General features: G+C 58.9%; 14 protein-coding genes. 11 read left to right on the forward strand and 3 right to left on the reverse strand.

Going from position 1 to position 16,748, the window contains the following annotated elements:
- The first annotated feature begins 311 nt into the window (after positions 1-311).
- From HDE72_RS13075 to HDE72_RS13090, 4 genes are all read left to right on the forward strand, one after another.
- On the forward strand, positions 312-1,625 hold the full coding sequence (locus HDE72_RS13075) for a dicarboxylate/amino acid:cation symporter (protein ID WP_183741475.1): 1,314 nt from the start codon (positions 312-314) through the stop codon (positions 1,623-1,625).
- A 62-nt stretch (positions 1,626-1,687) separates the two neighbouring features.
- Positions 1,688-2,692, forward strand: a complete 1,005-nt coding sequence (locus HDE72_RS13080) for a porin (RefSeq protein ID WP_183741477.1) — start codon at positions 1,688-1,690, stop codon at positions 2,690-2,692.
- 90 nt (positions 2,693-2,782) lie between these two features.
- Positions 2,783-4,687, forward strand: a complete 1,905-nt coding sequence (locus HDE72_RS13085) for a sensor histidine kinase (RefSeq protein WP_183741479.1) — start codon at positions 2,783-2,785, stop codon at positions 4,685-4,687.
- Entirely contained in the window at positions 4,680-6,023 is a 1,344-nt protein-coding gene (locus HDE72_RS13090) for a sigma-54-dependent transcriptional regulator (protein WP_183741481.1), read from the forward strand. The genes HDE72_RS13085 and HDE72_RS13090 overlap by 8 nt, the downstream gene beginning before the upstream one ends.
- Positions 6,024-6,035: 12 nt before the next feature.
- On the opposite strand, the gene HDE72_RS13095 is transcribed toward HDE72_RS13090, so the two are convergent.
- On the reverse strand, positions 6,036-6,773 hold the full coding sequence (locus HDE72_RS13095) for a metallophosphoesterase family protein (protein WP_183741483.1): 738 nt from the start codon (positions 6,771-6,773) through the stop codon (positions 6,036-6,038).
- 154 nt (positions 6,774-6,927) lie between these two features.
- Between HDE72_RS13095 and HDE72_RS13100 the strand changes: the two genes are divergently transcribed.
- The 6 genes from HDE72_RS13100 (at position 6,928) to HDE72_RS13125 (ending at position 14,844) form a co-directional block, all read left to right on the forward strand.
- Positions 6,928-7,776 (forward strand): hypothetical protein, encoded by an 849-nt coding sequence (locus HDE72_RS13100; protein ID WP_183741485.1) that lies wholly within the window; start codon positions 6,928-6,930, stop codon positions 7,774-7,776.
- 264 nt (positions 7,777-8,040) lie between these two features.
- Entirely contained in the window at positions 8,041-8,967 is a 927-nt protein-coding gene (locus tag HDE72_RS13105; RefSeq protein WP_183741487.1) for an ABC transporter ATP-binding protein, read from the forward strand.
- Between the two features lie 9 nt (positions 8,968-8,976).
- A complete protein-coding gene (locus HDE72_RS13110; RefSeq protein WP_183741489.1) occupies positions 8,977-12,558 on the forward strand; it encodes an ABC transporter permease/M1 family aminopeptidase in 3,582 nt (1,193 codons plus the stop codon).
- Positions 12,559-12,694: 136 nt separating this feature from the next.
- Positions 12,695-13,261 carry an RNA polymerase sigma factor gene (locus HDE72_RS13115; protein WP_183741491.1) on the forward strand — a complete coding sequence of 189 codons (567 nt, stop codon included), beginning with the start codon at positions 12,695-12,697 and terminating at the stop codon, positions 13,259-13,261.
- A gap of 21 nt (positions 13,262-13,282) precedes the next feature.
- Complete coding sequence (locus HDE72_RS13120) at positions 13,283-13,594, forward strand: hypothetical protein (RefSeq protein ID WP_409254965.1); 312 nt, start codon at positions 13,283-13,285, stop codon at positions 13,592-13,594.
- Positions 13,595-13,602: 8 nt separating this feature from the next.
- Positions 13,603-14,844, forward strand: coding sequence for an MFS transporter (locus HDE72_RS13125; RefSeq protein ID WP_183741494.1), 1,242 nt, complete (start codon positions 13,603-13,605; stop codon positions 14,842-14,844).
- Positions 14,845-14,862: 18 nt separating this feature from the next.
- On the opposite strand, the gene HDE72_RS13130 is transcribed toward HDE72_RS13125, so the two are convergent.
- A complete protein-coding gene (locus tag HDE72_RS13130) occupies positions 14,863-15,321 on the reverse strand; it encodes a hypothetical protein (RefSeq protein WP_183741496.1) in 459 nt (152 codons plus the stop codon).
- A gap of 147 nt (positions 15,322-15,468) precedes the next feature.
- Here HDE72_RS13130 and HDE72_RS13135 point away from each other — a divergent pair, with 147 nt between their 5' ends.
- Positions 15,469-15,879, forward strand: coding sequence for a hypothetical protein (locus tag HDE72_RS13135; protein WP_183741497.1), 411 nt, complete (start codon positions 15,469-15,471; stop codon positions 15,877-15,879).
- A gap of 61 nt (positions 15,880-15,940) precedes the next feature.
- On the opposite strand, the gene ssb is transcribed toward HDE72_RS13135, so the two are convergent.
- Positions 15,941-16,447: a single-stranded DNA-binding protein gene (gene ssb / locus HDE72_RS13140; RefSeq protein ID WP_183682695.1), complete on the reverse strand. Its 507-nt coding sequence runs from the start codon at positions 16,445-16,447 to the stop codon at positions 15,941-15,943.
- Positions 16,448-16,748: the final 301 nt, after the last annotated feature.

Raw genomic sequence — 16,748 nt, forward strand, 5'->3', positions numbered from 1 at the left:
TTGATGGTGCATGGAAGCGCCTTTGTATGAAAAGTCATACGGCCTGCCCCATTGTCGTCCAATAATTTGCACATGCAAGCCAGCCTGGGATGCGATTACAATGCGGCTGCCACAAAAAAACAGCATGAAATCATACCCTTACATATCTGCGTGGCAAAACACGATTTCAGGCATATCCTTTGCTATGTAAGAGCATGACAACACGCAAACACACAAGAAATTGCTTATGAGTAAAGCCAGACCTGCGTTACTCATTGCTCAACATTAATAAATAATCCGCTCGCAGCGGCGCTTCATCTGGAGGAGTCAATATGAAAAAGAAACGGCCATTAACCCTGTACATCCTGATTGCGATGATACTGGGCATAGGCGTGGGTTATGGATGCAACACTGCTTTCCCGGATGCCAAAGTCAGCGCTGACATCGCTGGCAATATTTCCATCGTCACCGATGTCTTCCTGCGCCTGATCAAGATGATCATCGCGCTGCTGGTGTTCTCCACCCTGACGGTCGGTATCGCCCACATGGGCGACGGCAAGACGGCTGGCCGCATCGGCTTGAAAGCCATGTGCTGGTTCATGGTCGCCTCGCTGGTTTCCCTGGCGCTGGGCATGGTGTTGTCCAATTTGATGCAGCTGGGAACCAACCTGGGCTTGCCTTTGCCGGACGTACACGCCAGCACCAATCTGAAGACAGCCGCTTTCACCATGAAAGACTTCTTCACGCATCTGGTGCCGAAATCGCCGATCGAGGCGATGGCCAATAATGAAATCCTGCAAGTACTGGTGTTCTCCATCTTCTTCGGCGGCGCACTGGCCGGCCTGGGCGAATCGGGCAAGATGCTCACCAAGGTAATCGACCAGCTGGCGCAAGTCATGCTGCGCATCACCGGCACCATCATGAACATGGCGCCGCTGGCCGTATTCGCTGCAATGGCTTCCGTCGTCACCACCCACGGCCTGGGCGTGCTGCTCACGTTTGCCAAATTCATGGGCGGCTTCTACCTGGGCCTGATCTGCCTGTGGGCGCTGCTGATCGCGGCCGGCTTCTTCGTCATCGGCCCGCGCATCTTCAAGCTGGTCAGCCTGATCCGCGAACCATTCCTGCTGGCCTTCTCGACCGCCAGTTCGGAAGCAGCCTACCCGAAACTGCTGATAGCGCTGGACCAGTTCGGCGTGGACCGCAAGATTTCCAGCTTCGTGATGCCTTTGGGTTACTCCTTCAACCTCGATGGCTCGATGATGTATTGCACCTTTGCCGTGCTGTTCATTGCACAGGCTTACGGCATCGACCTGTCGATCGGTACCCAGATCACCATGCTGCTGCTGCTGATGCTGACTTCGAAAGGCATCGCCGGCGTACCGCGCGCTTCGCTGGTGGTGATCGCTGCGACCTTAACCCAGTTCAATATTCCAGAAGCGGGCCTGCTGCTGCTGATGGGCGTGGACCAATTCCTCGATATGGGCCGTTCGGCCACCAACGCGGTCGGCAATGCCGTTGCCACCGCCGTGGTCGCCAAATGGGAAGGTGGCCTGGCCACGGAAGAAGAAGCCGCCGCTGCCAACGCCGCCAGCCAGAACACGGAAAGCCACTGGGGCGAAGCCGATCACGCCAGCAAGGCTTGATCCCGGCATCCTGGTCCGCCACGCGCGGGCCAGGGTCTTGCATCCTGACGCCTGAGGTACTCATGAAAAAAGCATTGTTGATTACGTTGCTGGGCCTTGGCGCCTGCAACGGCGCCCTGGCGCAGTCCAACGTCACCATTTACGGCGTTGCCGACGCCGGCCTGGTGCTGGACAAAGACGCCGCCGGCGAACGCCTGAACCGCATCGCCAGCGGCGTTGCATCAGGCTCGCGCATCGGCTTCAAGGGCAGGGAAGACCTGGGCGGTGGCCTGGCTGCCAGCTTCGTGCTGGAAAACGGCTACAACATCGACACCGGCACGACCGGCCAGGGCGGCTTGCTGTTTGGCCGCCAGGCGTATGTGGGTTTGTCCGGCAGCGCCGGCGCCGTCACTGCCGGCCGCCAGTATTCGCCGTACTACCTGGCCTTGCGCGACGTGGCCGATCCTTTCGCCATCGGCCTGGCTGGCACTGCTTCGAACCTGATGGTGAGCAATTTGCGCGTCGACAATATGCTGCAATACAGCACGCCGACCTACCACAAGCTGTCGGCCGACCTGGCCTACGGCTTTGGCGAAGCGGCCGATAGCAATGTGAAAAACCGCAGCATCGGCGGCGCCGTGCACTACATCGATGGCCCGCTGAACCTGACCCTCGCGCATCACCGCAAGGATAACGTCGTGGCCAACATCCTGGCAACCCAGCAAACGCGCAACACCTTGCTGGCCGCGCGCTACGATTTTAAGGTACTGCAAGTCAACTTTGGCTATGCCGATAACCGCGCGCTCGATCAGAGCAAGAGCAATGACTTGCTGCTGGGCTTTAGCGCGCCGTTTGGCCGCACCAAGCTGGTCGCTTCCTATATCCGCCACAACGACAAAAGCGTACTGAACCGTGACGCCCAGCAATGGGCCATCGGCGCGTTTTATTCGCTGTCCAAGCGTAGCGACCTGTACACCGGCTACGGCCATATCAGCAACAAGAACGGCGCCACATTTACGGTCGGCAATGCAACCGATAATGGCACCGGCAACAGCGGCTTCAATTTGGGTATACGTCATACGTTCTGATGCTGTCTGCTTGCGCACTACCCAGGCCGCCGGAGTCAGATCCGGCGGCTTTTTTATCTTTACAGCAGCTTGATGCGATACTGTGGGCCTATGAATAGCAGCAAACCACCTCTCTCCTGGCGCCAGCGCCTGCTGCAGCGCTCGGGCCGCAAGGCGCTGGCCTGGGGCCTGGTGCTGGCTGCCTGCCTGGCGATCGTCTGGCTGGTGTATTTCTGGACTGAACGCATCGCCATCGGCAAGCTGCAGGCCAGCGGCGCGCAGCGGCTGGAGGTGTATATCAGCAGCCTGGAAAACGCGCTGGAAAAATACGATTTCCTGCCCAAGACCCTGGAGCTGAACCGCGATGTCATCCGTTTGCTGCAGCACCCGGAAGATCCGGTCCTGGTCGATAGCGTCAACCATTATCTGGAGCAAATGAATGCCCAGGCCAAGTCGTCGACGATTTTTATCAGCAACCTCGATGGCAACACGCGCGCGGCCAGCAACTGGCGTATGCCGGACAGTTTTATAGGCGACAATATCGCCTTCCGCCCCTATGCCAAGGATGCCTTGCGCGGCACGCCGGGGCGCTTTTATGGCGTGGGCACGACGCGGCTGGAACCCGGTTATTTCTTTGCCCATGGCATTTATCAAAATGGCCGCATGCTGGGCCTGGCCACCGTCAAGCTGAACCTGGAAAACCTGGAAAAGCGCTGGGTGCAAGGGGCCGATAAAGTGATGCTGGCCGATGAGCATGGCGTGATCTTTCTCAGCTCCATGCCCGACTGGAAATACAAGACCCTGGCGTCGCTGTCGGCCGACGTGGTCGAAGAGCTCAACCGCACGCGCCAGTATTATTCGAAGCAGCTGGAACCCATCCCCTTCATTTCCGACCGCCAGCTGGGCAATGGCGCACGCGTGATCACCATCCGCGAACAAGAGCGTGCCGATGGCCCCCCCAAAACCACCTCCAGCGTGATGACCCAGATCAAGCTCAAGTCGCCCAATGGCTGGACGTTTATTTATCTGTCCGACCTGTCGCAGGCCAAAGCCAGCGCGCGCGCAGCGACCGCTTTTTCCTGCGTGCTGCTGGGCTTTTTCATGCTGCTGTTCTTTTATTTGCGCCAGCGGCGCGCAGCCGTGGCGCAGAAATTGCGCGCACGCGAAGATTTGCAGCACGCTTACGACAACCTGGAAACCATGGTCGAGGAGCGCACCTCGGCATTGAACGCCATGACGCAAAGCCTGAGCCAGGAAATCGAGGTGCGCAGCAAGGCGGAACAAAAATTGCACATCACGCAAAACGAGTTATTCCAGGCGGGCAAGATGGCCGTGCTGGGCCAGATGTCGGCCAGCATCACGCATGAACTGAACCAGCCGCTGACGGCCCTGCGCACCATGTCCGACAATGCCGTGATCCTGCTGGAACGGGGCAGGCTCGACGATGCGCGACGCAACCTGGCCAAGATATCGCAGATCGCCGCCAGGATGGGCACGATCACGGGGCAACTAAAAGTGTTTGCGCGCAAATCGACCACCAGCCTGACGTCCGTCTCCATCCCGACCGCCATCAGCAATGCGCTATTTCTGGTCGAGCGCCGGCTGCAGGTGGAAAACGTGCGCTTCACCTTGCATTTGCCGCCCGACGACATCTTCGCCATGTGCGAAAGCAACCGCCTGGAGCAGGTGCTGGTCAACCTGTATGCCAACGCGCTCGACGCCATGCATGGCAGCGAGGTGCGCAGCTTGCGCGTGTCGGTAGCATGCACCGCAGAGCAAGTCTTGATACACGTGGCCGACACAGGGCCGGGCTTGTCGACGGAAGTATATGAACACCTGTTCGAACCCTTCTTCACCACCAAGCCGCAAGGCCAGGGGCTGGGACTGGGGCTGGCCATTTCCGAACAGATTACGCGCCAGTTCGGTGGGCTATTGCGCGCCGAAAACGCGCCCGGCGGCGGCGCCATCTTCACCATCGAATTACAGATTGCAAGGCAAGAGGAAAAACATGTTTGAAGGCTTGAAGGTCTTGCTGGTCGAAGACGACCCCACGGTACGTGAAGGCAGCGAACAGGCGCTGCAGCTGGCCGGCCTGGACGTGCTGGCCTTCCACTCGGCCGAACTGGCGTATAAATTGCTGACACCGGGTTTTCCCGGCATCGTCGTCAGCGATGTGCGCCTGCCCGGCATGAGTGGATTGGAACTGTTGCAAGCCGTCAAGAAGCTGGACGCCAACCTGCCCGTGATCCTCGTCACGGGCCACGGCGACATCACCATGGCTGTGCACGCCATGCGCACGGGCGCCTACGATTTCATTGAAAAACCGTATTCGTCGGAACAACTGGTGGACGTGATCCTGCGCGCACTGGAAACGCGGCGCTTGATGCTGGAAGTACACAGCCTGCGCCGCCAGCTGGAAGACGGCGGCGGCATCGAAGCTCGCCTGCTGGGCAATTCGATGGCGATGCGCGACATACGCCGTTTGATACTCGACGTGGCCGATGAACCGGCCGATGTGCTGATCTATGGCGACACCGGTACCGGCAAGGAAATGGTGGCCCGCTGCCTGCATGACTTCAGCCACCGCCGCAAACACAACTTTGTCGCCGTCAATTGCGGAGCGATTCCTGAAAGCATCTTCGAAAGCGAAGTCTTCGGCCACGAACCGGGCGCCTTCACGGGCGCAGCCAAGCGGCAAGTGGGCAAGATCGAGCATGCCGATCATGGCAGCTTCTTTCTCGATGAAATAGAAAGCCTGCCCCTGGCGCTGCAAGTCAAATTGTTGCGCGTGCTGCAGGAACGCTATATCGAACGCCTGGGTTCCAACCTGCCCACGCCGGTCGACGTGCGCGTCATCGCCGCTGCCAAGCTGGACCTGGAAGAATTGTCGCAGCAACAGAAATTCCGTAGCGACCTGTATTACCGCTTGAATTTGATCGTGCTGCATTTGCCGCCGCTGCGCGACCGGCGCGAAGATATCCCCATGCTGTTCGAACACTTCGTGCTGGCTGCCGCAGCCCGCTACAACCGCGCCGCGCCCGTGGTGTCCAGCGCACAAATGCGCAGCTTGATGGCGCACAACTGGCCCGGCAATGTACGCGAACTGCGCAATATCGCCGACCGCTTCGTACTGGGCATCGCCAGCGGCGCGTCCAGCCTGCTGGCGGGTGCAACGGCCAGTCCCTTGTCGCTGGCCGAACAGGTGAACGGCTTCGAACGCGCCTTGATTGAGCAGGAACTGCGCGCTTATGCGGGCAACGTCACAGAAGTGAGCAGCGTGCTGGGACTGCCGAAGCAGACCCTGTATCACAAGATGCAGAAGTACAACCTAGTGGCGGAAGAGTTCAGATAAGCAAACAAACCGTCAAGCAACCTTGCCCGTGCGCAAAGGCACGGCCCAATCGGGGCGGCCGTTGGCCAGCGCCAGCTGCGCCGCCTCTTCCCAGTCATACTCCACCGCATGAAACTGCGCCGACCAGCGTCCGCGCGCATCGCGTTCGACGATGGCGTAGCGCGCGTGCGGCGTGCCGTTTTCCATCACGTGCGGGTAAACATGGTCGTCGTCATAGGCCGGCAAGCCCACGCTGCCGGGATTGACGATCAGCCGCCCGTCAGGCAACTCCACCTGGCGCGGCATATGCGTGTGACCGCACAATATCAAGGCCGCGTCCGTCGTACCGGCGCGCTGGAACACCTCGTCTGGCGTGGCGGCGCGGCTGCCTTGCGGCGTGACCGTGTCGAGAAAATACACCAGGTCGCTGGTGGGCGTGCCGTGTACCAGCAATACATCCTCCGTCAGGCGCAAGGTGGCCGGCAGCGCAGCGATCCATTCTAGTTGCTGCGGCAATAGTTGCTCGCGGGCATAGCGGTCAGACTTGCCCATGCGCGCCAGGTCACCCAGCAACTGGCGCTCGTGGTTGCCAGCGATGGTGGGGAAATCAAGCGCCATCAGGCGGGCCGCCGTGGCGCTCGGCTGCAGACCACCCGAGACGATATCGCCCAGGTTGACGATCACGTCCACGCCACAGCGCGCAATGTCGGCCAGCACGGCGTCCAGCACCTGCAGGTTGCCATGGATATCGGAAATGGCGGCGATTCTCATACGGTTCCCCTTGTTTTAAGTCCCAGTAGGACAATTCCGACGGCGACTTGCGCCGTGCGGCTACGTCAACAACTTGATTGAATTGCTATTATTTTTCTACTGTGTAGCCGCCCCAACCTTGCGGCTACGCCATCCACATAGCAAAGGAGCCTCCATGTTTGCCACGTCCGCGCCCGCCCGCCTTTCTCCACCACGCTTGCGCCACTTCGGCTTGCGCAGCGTCATGATGCTGGGGATACTGAGTGCAGGCGCTGCCAGCACCACCGTCCGCGCCGACCCATCGCTCACCCTGGACCGCGCCAGCATTTCATTGGGCGCTTTCTATGCGGAGCCGCGCATCAATATCGGGGCAGACACGCAATTTGGCCGTATCGATGCACCGGAATCGAATCCCAACCATACCACCATACCGCGGGTCAAAGCCGATTTGCTGATCGGCGACCGGCACGGCCTGGCCTTCGATTACTACCGCTACGACAAATCCTACACGCCTACCCTGACGGGCCAGACCACCATCAATGGCCAGCCAGTCACCGGCACCGCTACCGCCAATGCGGACCTGGAGCTGGACCTGGCCAAGCTGGCCTATAAATGGTGGTTGGGCGAAGGCAACGATACCTTCGGCATCGGCCTGGGCGCCGCGTATTACCGCGCCCATCTGGATGGCACGGCAAGCGGTATTGTGAATGGACAAACAGCGAGCGCCAGTGATTCCATCAGCGAACACGCATTTGCGCCGCTGCTGGAAATCGGCTGGCGCCACGCCTTCACGCCAGACTTGCGCATGTATGCGGAAGCGTCGGGCATCAAGAAAAATGGCGGCCGCATCAATGGCCATATCTACGGCGGCAATATCGGTCTCGAATGGTTTCCGTTCAAGAACATCGGCTTCGTGGCCGACTATGGCATCTCGAAAATCAAGCTGAACCGCGACAGCGATAATAATGCCGACCTGAACATACGCCTGGCCGGACCATCGGCCTATGTGAAAGTGCGTTTCTAAACGCGTCTCTACTGGCTCCGCGCTCTGCGGAGTCAGTTCTGCCATTGCCCTCCTGCTTCCCCGCCTTCCACCCTCGTATTTCCGTCATTCGTTACCGAATTGCGACAGCCTGTCGCAAAAGTCATTATTTCCTCACGGAACGATGTAAAGTATTGTTGCCGAGAAATAAATATCCACGCAACGGCGGAAACCGGCGGTGGCCTGCGCATGACGCTGGCGACCCGGTCTGCACCACCCTATCTAAAGCCCAGGAGAGCGCTGCACATGCTATCGATTAAACAGCTGAACAAAACCTATGACAATGGCGTCAAGGCCATCAACAACGTCAGTCTTGAGATACCGAACGGCATGTTCGGCTTGCTGGGACCGAATGGGGCGGGCAAGTCTTCCCTGATGCGCACGATTGCGACATTGCAAGATCCCGATAGCGGCAGCATTACTTTCGATGGCGTCGACGTGCTCAAGGACAAGGAAGGCTTGCGCCGCCAGCTCGGTTATCTGCCGCAGGACTTCGGCGTGTACCCGAAAGTCAGTGCGGAAACCTTATTGAATCACTTTGCCGTGCTGAAAGGCTTGACGGAAAAAGGCCCGCGCAAGGAAGCGGTGGAAGCCTTGCTGCAGCAAACCAATCTGTGGGAAGCACGCAAGCGCAACCTGGGCACCTATTCGGGCGGCATGCGCCAGCGCTTCGGCATCGCCCAGGCGTTGCTCGGTGCGCCGCGCCTGGTGATCGTCGATGAACCGACGGCCGGCCTGGACCCGGACGAGCGCAACCGCTTCCTGAACCTGCTGGCCAAGATCGGCGAGCAGGTGGTGGTGATTTTGTCGACGCATATCGTGGAAGACGTGACCGATTTATGCCCGCGCATGGCCATGATCGTCAAGGGCGAAGTACTGGTGCACGGCGAACCGCAGGCCGCCATCGATACCCTGCACAACAAGGTCTGGCGCCGCAGCGTCACCAGCGATGAGCTGCCGCAATACCAGGAACGTTTCAATGTGCTGTCGACGCGCCTGGTGGGCGGCAAACCGCAAATCAATGTGTTTGCCGACAGCCAGCCCGACAGCGGCTTCGTGCAGATCGCGCCGGACTTGGAAGATGTGTATTTCCTGCATGTCCGCAATGCCGCCCGCCAGGGCGCTGCCGGGCCTGCCGCCGCACAGGCCACCTCGGCCGCAGTCGCAGCGTAAGGGGCCGCCATGTGGAAGGAATTTTTCAAGTTTGACCTCGGCTACCAGCTGAAACAACCGCTGCTGTGGGTATTTGCCGCCATCATGGCCTTGATGGCCTTTGGCGTCACCACCAGCGATTCCGTGCAGATCGGCGGCGCCATCGGCAACATCAACCGCAACGCCCCCACCGTCATCGCGCAGATCATGGGCATGTTCAGCCTGCTGGCGATGTTCCTGGTCACAGTCTTCATCGCCGGCGCCGTGCTGCGCGACAGCGAAGTGGGCATGGCCGACATGCTGTTCGCCACGCCCATGCGTAAATGGGATTATTTATTCGGCCGCTTCGCCGCCGGCTTTGCCGCCTGCCTGGTGATTTTTATCGCAATCGCCCTGGCCACCATGCTCGGCCCCATCATGCCCTGGGTCGATCCGCAACGGGTAGGCGCGTTCTCGCTGCATACCTACGCCTGGAGCTTCGCCATCATGGTGATCCCCAACCTGCTATTCATCGGTGCGCTGCTGATGCTGCTGGCAGCGACCACGCGTTCGATGATGCTGGTCTACGTGGGCGTGCTGGGCTTTTTCGTGCTGTGGGCTATTGCCGGCGCTTTTACGCGCGACATCAACAATGAATGGGTCTCGGTGCTGCTCGACCCGTTTGGCGTGCGCGCCTTTGGCCGCATGACGCGCTATTTCACGTCTTCCGAAGCGAACACCATCTTGCCGCCATTTTCCGGCTTCCTGCTGGCCAACCGCCTGCTATGGCTGGGCATCACGGCCGTGCTGTTCATCGCTACCGTGCTGCTGTTCAAGCCGCAGCGCGCCGGTACCGGCAAGCGCTGGTTAGGCCAGAGCAAGCTCCAGGCCGCCGCACCCGCCGTCTCGGCCCCGCTGCACCTGCCACGCACCGTGCCCCGCTTCACTGGCACGACCGGCTGGCGCCAATGGTGGCAAATCCTGCGCTTCGACGCCGTCAGCGTGTTCAGGAGCGTACCGTTCATGGTCATGCTGCTGTTCGGCGTGATCAACCTGATCGCCGGCTCCAGCGTGGCCAAAGACATGTACGGCACGGCCGTGTATCCGATGACGCATCTGATGCTGCAAAATATCAGCAACAGCTTCAGCTTCCTGTTGATCATCATCGTCGCCTTTTACGCGGGCGAACTGATCTTCAAGGAAAGGCAAGTCAAGATCGCCGATGTCAGCGACGCCATGCCGGTGCCCAACTGGGTACCACTGCTGGCCAAGTGCACGGCGCTGATCGGCGTGATCGTCGGCTACCTGCTGGTCGGCGTGATCGCGGCGATCGGCTTCCAGCTGTTCAAGGGCGGCGCACCGGTGGAACTGGCGCTGTACCTGAAAGGCAGTTTGCTGGGCGCATTCTTCTTCGTGCTGATGGCTTTATGTGCCCTCACCTTGCAAGTGCTGTCCAACAATAAATTCATCGGCTACCTGCTGGTGATCGTGCTGATGATCGTGCAAGGCGTGCTGGGCATGCTGCATTTCGAACACAATCTGTACAACTTCGCCGCCACGCCTGCGATCAAATACTCGGACATGAATGGCTATGGCCACTTCCTGACGGGCTGGAGCTGGTTTGCACTGTACTGGAGCTTGTTTACCGTGGCACTGCTGATCGTGGCACAGGCATTCTGGGTACGCGGCCTGTCGACCGGCTGGCGCGCGCGCGTGCGCCTGGCTGGCCAGCGCCTCAAAAGCAGCACCGGCGGCGCCCTGGCGGTGGTGCTGCTGGCCTGGATAGGTACGGGTGGCTGGATCTTTTACAACACCAATGTGCTGAACCAGTACGTGCCATCGAATATAGAGATGGACAAGCAGGCCCGCTACGAAAAAATGTACAAGCAGTATAAGGACTTGCCGCAGCCAAAGATTACCGACATCCAGGCGAATGTCGATATCTACCCGCAACAGCGCAAGGTGCTGATCAAGGGCCATTATGTGTTGCAGAACAAGACCCAGCAGCCACTCGATACCCTGCGTATCCAGCTTAATCCCGATCTGGAAACGCATTGGCTGAACTTGCCAGCGCACAAGGTGGAACTGGACGACAAGGAGCTGGGATTCAGCATTCTCAAGCTGGCCCAGCCACTGGCGCCAGGCGCAACCTTGCCGCTGGACTTCACGGTGGCAGTCACTCATGAAGGATTTACCAACAGCGGTGCACCGGACCAGGTCAACCTGAACGGTACGTTCTTCAATAACCAGGCCTTTTTCCCGCATTTCGGCTATGCAAAAAGCTTCGAGCTGACCGACCGCAACGAGCGCCGCAAACGGGGCCTGGGCGAACCGCAGCGCATGGCCAAGCTGGAAGACAAATCGGCCTACGGCAATACCGTGTTTGGCAGCGAAGCGGACTGGATCAATTTCGACACCACCGTGTCCACCAGCAGCGACCAGATCGCCGTGGCGCCTGGCTACTTGCAAAAAAGCTGGGAAAAGGATGGCCGCCGCTATTTCCACTACAAGATGGATCAGCCGATGATGCCTTTCTTCGCCTATCTGTCGGCGCGCTGGGAGCTCAAGAAAGGCGACTGGCATGGTGTGCCGATCGAAATTTACTACGATAAAAAGCATGGCTACAACACGGAGCGCATGATCACCTCCGTGCAAAAGTCGCTCGACTACTACACCACCCAGTTCACGCCTTACCAGCACAAGCAGGTGCGTATTCTGGAGTTCCCGGGCTACCAGAGCTTTGCCCAGTCCTTCGCCAATACCATTCCGTATTCGGAAGGCATCGGCTTTATCGCCGACCTGCGCAAGAAAGATGACATCGACTACGTGTTCTACGTTACCGCGCATGAAATGGCGCACCAGTGGTGGGGCCACCAGGTGATCGGCGCCAACGTGCAGGGCGCCACCATGCTGATGGAGTCGCTGGCGCAATACTCGGCCTTGATGGTGATGGAAAAGGAATACGGCCGCGAAAAAATGCGCCGCTTCCTGCGCTATGAGCTGGACCGTTACCTGAGCGGGCGTGGCGGCGAAGCCATCGAGGAACTGCCTTTGGCGCGTGTGGAAGGCCAGCAATACATCCACTACAACAAGGGCAGCCTGGTGTTTTACCGCCTGCGCGATGAAATCGGCGAGGAAGCGCTGAACCGTGCCCTGAAACGCTATCTGCAAGACAAAGGTTTCCAGCAAGCACCGTTCACCAATACGCTGGAACTGCTGAGCTACATCCGCGCCGAAGCACCGCAAGACAAACAGGCGCTGATCACGGATTTGTTCGAGAAGATCGTGTTCTACGACAACCGTGTGACGGAAGCGAAAGCCGTCAAGCGGGCCGATGGCCAATGGGATGTCACCATGAAGCTGCACCTGGCCAAGCTGGAATCCGACGGCAAGGGCAAGGAGAGCCCGCGCGTGTATGACGAACCGGTAGAAATCGCCATCTTCTCGCGTCCGCCAGGCGGCAAAGAAAAAGATGAGAAAGTCTTGTTCACCGACAAGCGCAGCTTGCAAGGCAGCGATCCGGTGGTGACGATCACCGTCAAGGAAAAACCGTTCGATGTGGGCGTCGATCCTTACAACAAGATGATCGACCGCGTGTCTAGCGATAACCGCAAGGAAGTCAGTTTTAATTAACCAGCGCTGATTCACCGCTGACACCTGGCAAACGGGCCGCGCAATCATTGCATTGCACGGCCCGTTTTTTTTGGCGGGCGCAAAATATAAGTACAGCAAGCCACAATATTTGCGATTCTGAAACGTCTTCAATGACATGAACCCGCCCAAGACTCCTTCCCCCAGCGCAGCGCACGAACAGCACATCGCCGACACCGTCGAACGCGAGCAGCTGAAATTGGGCAATTTCATACGCCGTCGCGTGCGTGACCCCACCGATGCCGATGACATCCTGCAAGACGTGTTCCAGGAATTCATCGAGGCGTGCCGGCTGCCGGCGCCGATAGAACAAGCCAGCGCCTGGCTGTTCCGGGTGGCGCGCAACCGCATCATCGACCGCTTCCGCAAGAAGAAGGAAACTTCGCTGGACGATATCGACGATGGTGACGACGACGAGGCTTACCGCCTGGACTTGCTGCTGCCCTCGGGCGATGCCGGGCCGGAAGCGGCTTATGCCCGGGCAATGCTGCTGCAAGCCTTGCACAGCGCCCTGGAAGCCTTGCCAGCCAATCAGCGCGAGGTGTTTATCGCGCATGAGCTGGAAGGGGTCAGTTTCAAGCAAATGGCGGCACAAAGCGGCGTTGCCGTGAACACATTACTGGCGCGCAAGCGCTATGCAGTCTTGTCTCTGCGCACGCAGCTACAAGATTTTCACAACGACTAACGATGGAGCAATATCATGGATTTGAAAACAAAGATGAAAAAGCTGGCCAAGCTGGGCCTGCTATTGGCCGGTGCAGCGGTGCTGGGCGGCGTGGTCATGCTGCTGTGGAACTGGGTCATGCCCGGCCTGGTACCAGGCGTGACAAGCATTGATTACTGGCGCGCGCTGGGCTTGCTGGTGCTGAGCCGCATCCTGTTTGGCGGCTTTCGCGGACGCGGCCACAGGCACGATCATGGCCAATGGCAGCGCTGGCAAAAAATGACGCCGGAAGAGCGCGAACAGTTCCTGCAGCAATGCGCGCAGCGTGGCCGTCCGGCACAACCTAACATCTGAAGCAAACCATGACTTCCACCATCCAGGACACGCCAGGCACATTCTCCCCTTACCAGAAAATCGTCGTCACGATACTGGCCTTCTTGCAGTTTGCCGTCATCGTCGACTTCATGCTGATGTCGCCGCTGGGCGCAATGATCATTCCTGAACTGAAGATTGATACCGCACAATTCGGCCTGGTCGTTTCAGCCTACGCCTTCAGCGCCGGCATCGCCGGCTTGCTGACGGCCGGCCTGGCCGACCGCTACGACCGCAAGAAACTGCTACTGTTTTTCTATACCGGTTTCCTGCTCGGTACCCTGTGGTGCGGCCTGGCCGGCAGCTATGAAATGCTGTTGCTGGCGCGCATAGTCACCGGCCTGTTTGGCGGTGTGATCGGCTCCATCGTGCTGGCTATTTCAACCGATTTGTTTCCGCCCCATATGCGGGGCCGGGTCATGGGCCTGATCCAGACCGCGTTTGCGGCCAGCCAGGTGCTGGGCATCCCTATTGGTCTCTACCTGGCCAACCGCTGGGACTGGCATATGCCGTTTTTGGCCATGGCCGGCTTCGGTCTCGTGGGCGGCTTGCTGATGCTGCGAAAAATGCAGCCAGTCAACGCCCACTTGGCGCTGCCGCAAGAACACAGCCCGTGGATGCATCTGTACCACACCGTCACCGAGAGGCGCTACCTGCTGGCGTTTGCCATCACGGCCGTGCTGACCACGGGCGGCTTCATGCTGATGCCATTCAGCAGCGCCTACATCGTCAACAACCTGGGCATCGACATGCACCAGTTGCCCACCGTCTACCTGGTGACGGGCGTGTGCACCATCTTTTTCGGCCCCCTGATCGGCAAGGCCGCCGACGCCTACGGCAAGTTCCGCGTGTTTACTTTTGGCACCGTGGTCTCCATCGTGATGGTGCTGGTCTACACCCGCCTGACCACCATCAGCCTGCCGGCATTGATATTCATCAACGCACTGATGTTCGTCGGTATCTTTTCACGCATGATCCCGTATCAGGCGCTGGTCTCATCCGTGCCGGCGGCCAACCAGCGCGGCTCCTTCAATGCCATCAGCGCCTCGATCCAGCAACTGGCCGGCGGCGTCGCCTCCGTCATCGCCGGCCACATCGTCACCTTCGGCGCCGATGGCAAGCTGCAGCATTTCGACCTGATCGGCGACGTGATGGTTGGCACCGCGCTATTGGCCCTGGCCTTGCTATGGTTATTGCAGCGCAGTACGGCCAAGGTGCCGGTGACGAAGTAGGCAGACAAAGCCCGTACCTTACGGCGGGCCATAACACTGGAAGCCCTGCGCCACCAGCAACCTGACGGGAAAACCGGTCGGCGTCTTGAATTGCTTGACGCCGATAATCTTGTAGGCGCCAGCCTGGAACGCTACGCCTTCCGCCCAGCTGCTGTCCTTCAGCGCAAACTGCAACAGCTGGCGCGGGCTGTAGCGATAGCTGAAAATCGTGTACTCGCCCACGCGCCGTGTCGCGACAAAGTTTTCATCCTCCGCATCGGCAATCAGCAAGCGCCCCGGATAGCGTTCAATGCCAGCGTACTCATTCTGGATAGCGACGATAGCCTCGGCAAAACTGCATTCCGCATCGATAATCTTCCGGTCGCGTGCCTTTGCGATCTGCATGACTTCCTCAAAACGGAAAGCGAGCAGCAGGGAAACAGCGATGGGGATGCATTGCATGGCAGGAGCGAAGACTATAAAGCGTAATCCCGTCATTTTACTGCCAGCGTGTTGACAGTCATATCAGGAACACCTGTTGCACACCGCATCGCGACCAAAGGCAGTGCCATATTTTTCATGCAATACTACAGTTTTGCACTGCACGACACCGCCGTCATCCATCACCATTCAAGGGAGCAAGACATGCCACCGACACCTATTCGCGCCAGCCTGCTACTGGCGGCGCTTTTGTTGACCAGCCCCGCCTGGAGCGCAGACCCTGTCCATAAGGAAAAAGTGGAATTGACAGCGGAAGCGCCGACGCATAGCGTAAAAGGCAAGATCAAGGGCTATGGCACGGCCGAATACACGCTGACAGGCAAGGCTGGCCAGACGCTCCGCGTCCAGCTCAAGACCAATCAGCCATCCAATTATTTCAACCTGCGCCAGGCAGGCAAGGACGAAGCACTGTTTATTGGCTCATCCGGCGGCAACAGCTATCAGGCGAAACTGCCGGCCGATGGCGAGTACACCGTGCAGGTGTATCTGATGCGCAACGCGGCGCGTAGGAATGCGGCCGCTAGCTATAGCCTGGATATAGGCTTACGGAATTAAAAAAATCCCTGCAAAGCGATGATTTGCAGGGATTTTTTTGAGCAAGCCGAGTGATTGCGGCTTAGAACGGAATATCGTCATCCATATCCGAGAAGTTCGGCGCTGGCTTTGGTGCCGGGCGTGGGGCTGGTGCCGGGGCTGGACGGGGGGCTGGTGCCTGGCGTGGGGCCGGGGCTTCGTAGCCGCCGCCACCGCCGTAGCTGTCGTCACCGCCGGCGTCGCCGCCCATGCCGGAACGGCCGCCCAGCATTTGCATTTGTTCGGCGACGATGTCGGTTGCGTATTTCTCGACGCCATCCTTGTCCGTATATTTACGGGTTTGCAGACGGCCTTCGACGTAGACGGAGGAACCTTTTTTCAGGTATTGGCCGACGATTTCAGCCAGGCGGCCGAAGAACGAGATGCGGTGCCACTCTGTCACTTCTTTTTGCTCGCCCGTGTTGCGGTCCTTCGATTTGTACGAAGTGGCCACGGCGATGTTGGCGATCGCGTCGCCGCTCGGCATGTAGCGGATTTCCGGGTCACGGCCCAGATTGCCGACGATGATGACTTTGTTGACTGATGCCATGAATAACTCCTGATGAACTGCAGCGGGAGCCGGTATTCCCGCGCGTTAGTTTAATGTAGTAAACGAGAATTATAAGCGACCAGGTACCAAATACCTACGTTCCGGGCGCGTCATCTACCGTGCGGCAGCCTGTTTTTTTTCACGGCAGGGGAAAACAAGAAACTTGAATACTGGTATTATATACAGTGTTTAAACGTCTGCACGCATCCATATCAATCTTTGTCAGGGCGTACGGCAGGGCTGAAGAAATTCCCCTGTGGCGACCCCGGGCATGCAGATCAAAACCCGGCTATAGTAACAG

Origin of the sequence: Janthinobacterium saanense, assembly GCF_014200675.1 — a bacterium.
Lineage (GTDB): Bacteria > Pseudomonadota > Gammaproteobacteria > Burkholderiales > Burkholderiaceae_D > Janthinobacterium.

Bases quoted from the DNA above. Each gene is read 5' to 3' on its own strand.
- HDE72_RS13075 (WP_183741475.1), top strand. From the start codon at position 312: ATGAAAAAGAAACGGCCATTAACCCTGTACATCCTGATTGCGATGATA.
- HDE72_RS13080 (WP_183741477.1), top strand. From the start codon at position 1,688: ATGAAAAAAGCATTGTTGATTACGTTGCTGGGCCTTGGCGCCTGCAAC.
- HDE72_RS13085 (WP_183741479.1), top strand. From the start codon at position 2,783: ATGAATAGCAGCAAACCACCTCTCTCCTGGCGCCAGCGCCTGCTGCAG.
- HDE72_RS13090 (WP_183741481.1), top strand. From the start codon at position 4,680: ATGTTTGAAGGCTTGAAGGTCTTGCTGGTCGAAGACGACCCCACGGTA.
- HDE72_RS13095 (WP_183741483.1), bottom strand. From the start codon at position 6,773: ATGAGAATCGCCGCCATTTCCGATATCCATGGCAACCTGCAGGTGCTG.
- HDE72_RS13100 (WP_183741485.1), top strand. From the start codon at position 6,928: ATGTTTGCCACGTCCGCGCCCGCCCGCCTTTCTCCACCACGCTTGCGC.
- HDE72_RS13105 (WP_183741487.1), top strand. From the start codon at position 8,041: ATGCTATCGATTAAACAGCTGAACAAAACCTATGACAATGGCGTCAAG.
- HDE72_RS13110 (WP_183741489.1), top strand. From the start codon at position 8,977: ATGTGGAAGGAATTTTTCAAGTTTGACCTCGGCTACCAGCTGAAACAA.
- HDE72_RS13115 (WP_183741491.1), top strand. From the start codon at position 12,695: ATGAACCCGCCCAAGACTCCTTCCCCCAGCGCAGCGCACGAACAGCAC.
- HDE72_RS13125 (WP_183741494.1), top strand. From the start codon at position 13,603: ATGACTTCCACCATCCAGGACACGCCAGGCACATTCTCCCCTTACCAG.
- HDE72_RS13130 (WP_183741496.1), bottom strand. From the start codon at position 15,321: ATGACGGGATTACGCTTTATAGTCTTCGCTCCTGCCATGCAATGCATC.
- HDE72_RS13135 (WP_183741497.1), top strand. From the start codon at position 15,469: ATGCCACCGACACCTATTCGCGCCAGCCTGCTACTGGCGGCGCTTTTG.
- ssb (WP_183682695.1), bottom strand. From the start codon at position 16,447: ATGGCATCAGTCAACAAAGTCATCATCGTCGGCAATCTGGGCCGTGAC.